Genomic DNA, 5,378 nt, shown 5'->3' with positions numbered 1-5,378 from the left:
CGATACCGATACCGATACCGATACCGATACCGATACCGATACCGATACCGATACCGATACCGATACCGATACCGATCTAGTTCTATTCAAAGCAAATTTGAAAATAATTGCGGGCTCAAAATTGCTCCTTGTCCCAGTTATAAATCAACTTCATACATAAGAGTAAAAAACCAATGACTGAATCACGTCTAACAGAACTGGATAAAGAAAGAAAAGAGCTGAACGATCTATATGACCAGTCTGCATTATTAGTATTAAGAGCGAGAAACATAAATAGAGATCTGGAAGAATTGGCAACAAAGATAAGACATATGGCTACCACAAAAGAAGCTGAGTGCCATGAGATTTTAGAAACCTTAATGAAAGGAGAACAGCAATGACTGACTTACAGAAGATAGCTAGGCGGATACTGAGAATGATTGAAGCTGGAGAAACTAACCAAGACGTATTCGTACGGGACTCTGGGACTTTGGCTGAGTTAGTACTGAGCATAGAGGAAATCACTACGAAGAGGTTTAAATGAGTGATAACGAATTACAAATTGATTTAGCAGGAATTGATAAGGTCTATACAGAGTCTAATGGTTTGAACGTGGCTTTAGTTAAGGAAGCAGTAAGACAAACCGAGCTAAAGATCCAAGATGAACATGCTAGAAAAGAAAGGATAGATTCTAGGGCTTATACGATGTTGACGTTACAGATAACTTTAATAGGTGTAATTGTCGGTCTTATATCGTCTGCTAATTTAAGCAATGTGTTTTTAATATTGTTAAGTACTGTTGGGTTGATTTTGATAAGCGGTACATTCTGCTTATTTCAAGCGTTAAAACCTAGGTCATACTCTCCATTAGGTACGTTTCCACATAGCTGGTTGAGTGATGGATACTTAAAAAACAACGAGACTGAAGACCATAACGACCACATATTAGCTCTAGCACTTGCTCGCATTTTGTATGCTCAAGAAGCTACTATCCAAGTAAGCGATACGTCAAATAACAAGAAACTTGAATGGCTAAACAACGCCTTGAGATTAAGCCAATTATCTATGCTACCTATCGCAATATGTTTAATAGCAAAGATAATTAATACAACAATGTAGGAAGGGGTAAGACGTGAGTAAAAACGAAAAATGGACTGATAAGAAAATACAGAAACTTTTTGAAGACAAATTTCTTAGCAAAATACACTCACCGGAATTTAATTTTGGTTGCGTATTTTTATATGCGGATATTGAAAAGAAAGATCCGAGAGTTGGAGTAATTACAAAAGATTCAAGACTTAGGATGATAAGTAATCAGCTCAGTCCTAACCATATAATAATGCTATCAAATGCGCTGTATTCGCTTGTGCAGCAATTTGCTTCTCCTATCACTGCGTTTAATTTTAGAGAAGAGTTGGATGCTTTAATTACTGAAGTAATGACAAACCATGATGGAGGTAACGCATGAAAGTCCAATCTAATACTCAGCTTCGTAAAGCAAATGTATCTGGTAAGAAGAAAAGTAACATTCTTTATATCAGCTCATATAAGAAGCGTAATGTTGTAAAAGCTTACACAAAAACAGATGACGATTGGTACGAGATATTAAGAGCAAATGATACATGTAGCAAAGTATCATTTAAAGCAGCACGACTTGTCGGTAAATTGATACTTGAATTACATAAAAATAATGATCGTTCTGTGTATAAGGATAATTATTGGTTTTCAAAAATTGTTAATGTATCTAGCGCAAAGCAAAATTTGAGAATTCGTAAACAGATCAGTCACATTTTCAACTTCCCATTCCGTAAAACAATCATAGTTGATGGAACTTGGTTGAAAGATGTATATGAAATTTCTTTCACTGAAAACGCATATAAAATACTCAACTTTGAAGATGCAAAAATTGACAAAAAAGATGGTGAAGTAAATGCTCTAGATACGGCATCAAATAAGTCTTTACATGGGGACACAAATGTCTCTACATACGGACATAAATGTCCCTCATATATGTATGATAAAGAAAAAGAAGAAGAAGCTTTAGCTTATTCTTCTTCTTTTTCTAATAATGAAAAATTAAAAATAAAAAACTTCACCAAACCTAAACCAGCACTGCAAGAAGCTAGCACCGGAATACCAACCTTGGCTACTGGCTTCATGAATGAGCCAGCCAAGGTTTACCAAACAGAAGAGATCCGTACTGAGGCAACTGAAGTGGTCACAAATTGTGATAGTTTGGCAGAGCTTAGAGCCCTACAGGACATTCCTATACTAGCTAATTTTCTGACAAAAACTGAGAATATACCTAGCGAGGAGGGTAGTGTGAATACAGGGCAAACAAACCAAATAACGCAGTTGAAGGCAGAGATCTTCAAGGCATTTGATAGCAAAACCAGTGAGGAAATCATGGAGAATTGTACCTTTACGGAGCTTGAGCCAAACAAGCTGGGAATCAGCATAAAAGCTAAATTTATCTTTTCTGAACACGACAAACAAAAGCTTAAAACTTGTGTTCATATGACGTATGGTTCTGAGATAAAAATGGTGAATACGTCAGCTGTTAAACAACAAGCTGCTCCGATGCAAGCCGTTGCTGAACCCACTCAAATTAGATCAAATTGCCACAGATGGGATCGATTCAAAAATGAGTTACTCAAGTATTTTCCCGAGAAAACAGGTGATCATATTCTCAACGCTTGGTTTGACAAACTAAGAGTTAGTGAAGATGCACCAAACAACAGAATTATCCTAAGTGGTTCAACGTTTTATGTTGATAGCGTTTACAACAGGTTTCAAAGCGCAATTGAGAGTGTAGTCAAAAAGCAAAAAGTAACTCTGGAATTGCATTATGAAAATAATAGCCAGAGACCAATGATTTACAAACCAAATTGAGGATTCTAATGCGGAATAGTGCAGAAGTACAGCTGATAGGCTACGTGTACCAAGATGCAAGATGCCCGAATGAACGAGATTATCCGAATTGGGTGGTGTTCAAGCTTTGTGTGAACAAGAAGTACAAAGACAAAAACGGAGAAGAACAGCAAGATACTAGTTGGTTTGAGTGTAAATCCAATTCCGAAACGATGTCCAAACTTATTAAGCTGTACGTCAAAGACAAGATGGGTTTATTTGTCAGAGGAATACCTAAGGCAAAAGCTTATACGACCAGTAGCGGAACAGCAGAAGCAAATATCGAAGTACTAGTGACTGAGTTTAATATTCTAACGTATCCAAAAGAAAAGACGGAGGGAGCAGAGCAGAGTAACGGCAGGTACAAGATAGAAAGCGGTACAAAGGCGGTTATGCCAGAAGCAGAAATATACGATGATGAAATACCATTTTGAGAGGATATATGAATATTATAGAGGTTATGAATTCACTACAAATTGAGGTCGGTTACGCTAGAAGACCTTGCTGGCCAGATGGAGAAATCTTAGTAAGGAGTAATATTAGTAATATTGAAATAGTAAATGTTCAGGAAGAAAAATACCCAAACAATGAAACTATTTATGAATTTACTTGTGAGGATTTATCAGCTAACGATTGGATTGTAGTGGATGGTAAGGTATGAATTTTATTCAAGCTATCGAGGCTTTGCAAGAAGAAAAGCTAGTATATAGAAAAAGTTATGATTTTAATCATTGGTGGAGTTCAAATGCTGGCAATGAATGGGGTAGAGAATTACTTATTTATTTTGAGAATGACACATGCTTTTTAGATAATAATGTATTTACTGTAGATGATTACTTGGCTACTGATTGGGAAATAAAAGAAGAGATACAAAAATGAATTTTATAGAAGCAGTAAAACTATTAAACGATGGTAATGGCTCATATATTACAAGAAATCCAAAGGCAAGTCATATGTTTGTATATAAGAGCTATGATGTACCACGCATAGATAGGTTTACACTGGTGATTAAAAAACTTATACCTCACCACGGAATAGGCTATGCCCCTTATGAACCTAGATTAGACGAAATACTAGCTAATGATTGGGAAATATACAAAAAAGAACCTGAACTACATACTTTTGAGGAAGCTATTAAGCTTATGAAAGAAGGGAAAACTATAAAAAGAAAGTTGTGGGCAACAAAGGTAATCGAACGAGATTTCTGTGATGATTATTCGGTAGAGTTTACTATTGATGATTTTGAAGCAAACGATTGGATAATCGTAGAGGAGGAAGTATGAAAAACGTGATGATATTATGGACTCTTACCATCCTTCTCATAGCTTTTTTGATGTGGCTACCGATGATAACCATTTCAAAGGAGATGCTGGATTTAAATAGCAAAATTGATAAGATAGTAATATTCCTAGATCTAGAGTTGAGGGACAAAGATGAGGTAGCGGAATGAAGGAAACGAAACGCTATAACAAGTATTTTAACTCGAACACTCCAGAGAAGTTAGTGGAGAGACGATCAAGGTCAAAACAAATCATAATGCTAGCAAGAACTGGTGATGCTTGTGATAGGATGATAGCTTTACAGAGGTTTCAAAAGGAGTGTGCTGAAAGAAAAAGACAAAGATTACTTGAAGAAGTAAGAAACGTAGAATTGTTGTTTAGTCAATAATTTGGTATTTTTAATAACATATTAAAGAGGAGATCTTTATGGATTATAAGATAGATTTAAAATTAAAATGCCTAGAATTAGTTATGAGAAATTCTAGTATAAATGAAATAGGCGCAGGTCGTTTGTTGGAGGAAACAAAGTTAATTTACAATTTTCTATTACAAGGTAGCGGTATAACCGCAGATTAGAAATACCGCTACCAGAAGTAATATTACGAACTTTTGACCGTTGCTATGCACTGTTTATAAGGGTCTGTCCATCTAAGTGTGTAAATTCCTTATAGGTTATATAATCAATTAATATAACTAAGAGGAATAAAATATGACTAAAAACACTATCAATAATAAGAATAATGAAGCTATATCCGCAGCGATAGATTTACTGGTAAGTAAAGAAGTAGATCTATCGAATGTTTTAAGCAAAGGCGGGTTATTGAAACAACTAACAAAACGTCTTGTGGAAAAAGCTTTACAGGCAGAGATGAATAATCATCTAGGTTATGACAGATACGATCGTATTATCACTTCTAATAACGCCCGTAACGGTGTATCTCAAAAGAATCTAATCACTGATAATGGCCTTATTACAATAGACGTTCCAAGGGATAGAGATGCTGAGTTTGAACCTGCAATCATTCCCAAAAGAAAAACAAGAATTGAAGGTTTAGATCAAAAAATTCTATCCTTATACGCCAAAGGAATGAGTCTATCAGATATTAAACTTCAGATTCAGGAACTATACGGGGCTGACATTAGCGAAAGCCTTGTTAGTAGAATTACTGATGATGTCATGGACGATGTTAAAGCTTGGCAAGGCAGGCC

13 protein-coding genes are annotated in these 5,378 nt (G+C 35.6%); all 13 read left to right on the top strand.

Going from position 1 to position 5,378, the window contains the following annotated elements; all coding sequences use genetic code 11:
- Positions 1 to 173: 173 nt before the first annotated feature.
- Positions 174 to 380: a hypothetical protein gene (locus Megvenef_RS07320; protein WP_322777307.1), complete on the top strand. Its 207-nt coding sequence runs from the start codon at positions 174 to 176 to the stop codon at positions 378 to 380.
- Complete coding sequence (locus Megvenef_RS07315; protein WP_322777306.1) at positions 377 to 523, top strand: hypothetical protein; 147 nt, start codon at positions 377 to 379, stop codon at positions 521 to 523. Before Megvenef_RS07320 ends, Megvenef_RS07315 begins: the two co-directional genes overlap by 4 nt.
- The gene (locus Megvenef_RS07310) at positions 520 to 1,098 is read left to right on the top strand and encodes a hypothetical protein (protein ID WP_322777305.1); all 579 of its coding nucleotides are present in this window, start codon (positions 520 to 522) and stop codon (positions 1,096 to 1,098) included. The genes Megvenef_RS07315 and Megvenef_RS07310 overlap by 4 nt, the downstream gene beginning before the upstream one ends.
- Positions 1,099 to 1,111: 13 nt before the next feature.
- Entirely contained in the window at positions 1,112 to 1,447 is a 336-nt protein-coding gene (locus Megvenef_RS07305; protein ID WP_322777304.1) for a hypothetical protein, read from the top strand.
- A complete protein-coding gene (locus Megvenef_RS07300; RefSeq protein WP_322777303.1) occupies positions 1,444 to 2,871 on the top strand; it encodes a hypothetical protein in 1,428 nt (475 codons plus the stop codon). The genes Megvenef_RS07305 and Megvenef_RS07300 overlap by 4 nt, the downstream gene beginning before the upstream one ends.
- A gap of 8 nt (positions 2,872 to 2,879) precedes the next feature.
- Positions 2,880 to 3,323, top strand: coding sequence for a single-stranded DNA-binding protein (locus Megvenef_RS07295; protein WP_322777302.1), 444 nt, complete (start codon positions 2,880 to 2,882; stop codon positions 3,321 to 3,323).
- 8 nt (positions 3,324 to 3,331) lie between these two features.
- The gene (locus Megvenef_RS07290) at positions 3,332 to 3,550 is read left to right on the top strand and encodes a hypothetical protein (RefSeq protein ID WP_322777301.1); all 219 of its coding nucleotides are present in this window, start codon (positions 3,332 to 3,334) and stop codon (positions 3,548 to 3,550) included.
- Positions 3,547 to 3,768, top strand: coding sequence for a Thoeris anti-defense Tad2 family protein (locus Megvenef_RS07285; protein WP_322777300.1), 222 nt, complete (start codon positions 3,547 to 3,549; stop codon positions 3,766 to 3,768). Before Megvenef_RS07290 ends, Megvenef_RS07285 begins: the two co-directional genes overlap by 4 nt.
- A complete protein-coding gene (locus Megvenef_RS07280; protein WP_322777299.1) occupies positions 3,765 to 4,172 on the top strand; it encodes a hypothetical protein in 408 nt (135 codons plus the stop codon). Before Megvenef_RS07285 ends, Megvenef_RS07280 begins: the two co-directional genes overlap by 4 nt.
- Positions 4,169 to 4,339, top strand: coding sequence for a hypothetical protein (locus tag Megvenef_RS07275; protein ID WP_322777298.1), 171 nt, complete (start codon positions 4,169 to 4,171; stop codon positions 4,337 to 4,339). The genes Megvenef_RS07280 and Megvenef_RS07275 overlap by 4 nt, the downstream gene beginning before the upstream one ends.
- On the top strand, positions 4,336 to 4,557 hold the full coding sequence (locus Megvenef_RS07270) for a hypothetical protein (protein WP_322777297.1): 222 nt from the start codon (positions 4,336 to 4,338) through the stop codon (positions 4,555 to 4,557). The genes Megvenef_RS07275 and Megvenef_RS07270 overlap by 4 nt, the downstream gene beginning before the upstream one ends.
- 38 nt (positions 4,558 to 4,595) lie before the next feature.
- On the top strand, positions 4,596 to 4,745 hold the full coding sequence (locus Megvenef_RS07265; RefSeq protein ID WP_322777296.1) for a hypothetical protein: 150 nt from the start codon (positions 4,596 to 4,598) through the stop codon (positions 4,743 to 4,745).
- A 133-nt stretch (positions 4,746 to 4,878) separates the two neighbouring features.
- Positions 4,879 to 5,378: transposase (locus Megvenef_RS07260; RefSeq protein WP_322776251.1), on the top strand; the 500-nt coding region annotated here is incomplete at its 3' end.

Source organism: Candidatus Megaera venefica (assembly GCF_034554655.1).
GTDB lineage: Bacteria > Pseudomonadota > Alphaproteobacteria > Rickettsiales > Rickettsiaceae > Megaera_A > Megaera_A venefica.
This window is presented reverse-complemented; position numbering and strand designations above follow the sequence as displayed.